Below are 1,931 nucleotides of genomic sequence, written 5' to 3'. Positions count from 1 at the left end.
CCGAGCAGCGGCATCACAGCCCCGGCCAGCTCCACCAGGCGGCAACACACCGAGCAGCGGCATCACAGCCCCGGCCAGCTCCACCAGGCGGCAACACACCGAGCAGCGGCATCACAGCCCCGGCCAGCGCCACCAGGCGGCAGCACACCGAGCAGCGACACCACGGCCTGGCCTTCGCCACCAGGCCACAGCGTACCGAGCGGCGGTACAACGGCTCCTGCCAGCTCCACCAGGCAGCAGCACACCGAGCAACGGCACAACGGCCGCCAGCTGGGCCGGCGCAAGCGCATCGAGCAGCGACACCACGGCCTGGCCTTCGCCACCAGGCAACAGAGTACCGAGCGGCGGTACAACGACTCCGGCCAGCTCCACCAGACAGCAGCACACCGAGCAACGGCATCACGGCCCAGGCTGCCACCAGGCGACAGCACACCAAGCAGCGACACCACGGCCTGGCCTTCGCCACCAGGCCATAGTGTACCGAGCGGCGGAACAACGCAGCGGCATCACGGCCCTGGCCAGCTCCGCCGGGCAGCAGCGCGCCGAGCAGCGGCACAACGGCCACGGAAACCTCCACCAGGTAGCAACGCATCGAGCAGCGGCATCACGGCCCAGGCCGCCACCAGACGACAGCACACCGAGCAACGGCACTACGGCCGCCAGCTGGGCCGGCGCAAGCGCATCGAGTAGCGACACCACGGCCTGGCCATCACCACCAGGCCACAGCGTACCGAGCGGCGGAACAACGCAGCGGCATCACGGCCCTGGCCAGCTCCGCCGGGCTGCAGCGCGCCGAGCAGCGGCACAACGGCCACGGCCAGCTCCACCAGGCGGCAGCACACCGAGCAGCGGCATCACGACCCAGGCCGCCAGCAGGCGACAGCACACCCAGCAACGGCACAACGGCCGCCAGCTGGGCCGGCGCAAGCGCACCGAGCAGCGGCACAATGGCCACGGCCAGCCCCACCAGGTAGCAACCCATCGAGCAGCGGCATCACAGCCCCGGCCAGCTCCACCAGGCGGCAGCACACCGAGCAGCGGCATCACAGCCCCGGCCAGCGCCACCAGGCAGCAGCACCCCAAGCAGCGGCATCACGGCCCAGGCCTCCATCAGGCGACAGCGCACCGAGCAGCGACACCACGGCCTTGCCTTCGCCACCAGGCCATAGCGTACCGAGCGGCGGAACAACGCAGCGGCATCACGGCCCTGGCCAGCTCCGCCGGGCAGCAGCGCGCCGAGCAGCGGAATCACGGCCACGGACACCTCCACCAGGCAGCAGCCCATCGAGCAGCGGTAGCACGGCCACGGCCAGCTCCACCAGGCAGCAACGCATCGAGCAGCGGCACAACGGCCACGGCCAGCTCCACCAGGCGGCAGCACACCGAGCAGCGACACCACGGCCTGGCCTTCGCCACCAGGCCAGAGCGTACCGAGCGGCGGAAACGCAGCGGCATCACGGCCCCGGCCAGCTCCGCCGGTCAGCAGCGCGCCGAGCAGCGGCACAACGGCCACGGACACCTCCACCAGGTAGCAGCCCATCGAGCAGCGGCACAACGGCCACGACCAGCTCCACCAGGCGGCAGCACACCGAGCAGCGACACCACGGCCTGGCCTTCGCTACCAGGCGACAGCGCGCCGAGCAGCGGCACAACGGCCACGGCCAGCTCCGCCAGGCGGCAGCACACCGAGCAGCGACACCACGGCCTGGCCTTCGCCACCAGGCCAGAGCGTACCGAGCGGCGGAAACGCAGCGGCATCACGGCCCCGGCCAGCTCCGCCGGTCAGCAGCGCGCCGAGCAGCGGAATCACGGCCACGGACACCTCCACCAGGCAGCAGCACACCGAGCAGCGGAATCACGGCCACGGACACCTTCACCAGGCAGCAGCACACCGAGCAGCGACACCACGGCCACGGCCAGCTCCACCAGGC

4 protein-coding genes are annotated in these 1,931 nt (G+C 71.6%); all 4 read right to left on the bottom strand.

Going from position 1 to position 1,931, the window contains the following annotated elements; translation table 11 throughout:
• Window positions 1-62 precede the first annotated feature (62 nt).
• Window positions 63-230, bottom strand: coding sequence for a hypothetical protein (locus GM655_RS11560; RefSeq protein WP_155434856.1), 168 nt, complete (start codon window positions 228-230; stop codon window positions 63-65).
• A gap of 479 nt (window positions 231-709) precedes the next feature.
• Entirely contained in the window at window positions 710-982 is a 273-nt protein-coding gene (locus tag GM655_RS11555) for a hypothetical protein (protein WP_155434855.1), read from the bottom strand.
• Window positions 983-994: 12 nt separating this feature from the next.
• Entirely contained in the window at window positions 995-1,513 is a 519-nt protein-coding gene (locus tag GM655_RS11550; protein WP_155434854.1) for a hypothetical protein, read from the bottom strand.
• A 105-nt stretch (window positions 1,514-1,618) separates the two neighbouring features.
• A complete protein-coding gene (locus GM655_RS11545; protein WP_155434853.1) occupies window positions 1,619-1,816 on the bottom strand; it encodes a hypothetical protein in 198 nt (65 codons plus the stop codon).
• Between the last annotated feature and the right edge of the window lie 115 nt (window positions 1,817-1,931).

Origin of the sequence: Pseudoduganella danionis, from assembly GCF_009720775.1 — a bacterium.
Taxonomy (GTDB): domain Bacteria; phylum Pseudomonadota; class Gammaproteobacteria; order Burkholderiales; family Burkholderiaceae_D; genus Rugamonas; species Rugamonas danionis.
Note: the sequence above shows the minus strand (reverse complement) of the source record. Positions and strands in the feature narration are given on the sequence as shown.

Coding starts and splice junctions, on each gene's coding strand:
- GM655_RS11555 (WP_155434855.1), bottom strand. CDS start 982: ATGGGTTGCTACCTGGTGGGGCTGGCCGTGGCCATTGTGCCGCTGCTC.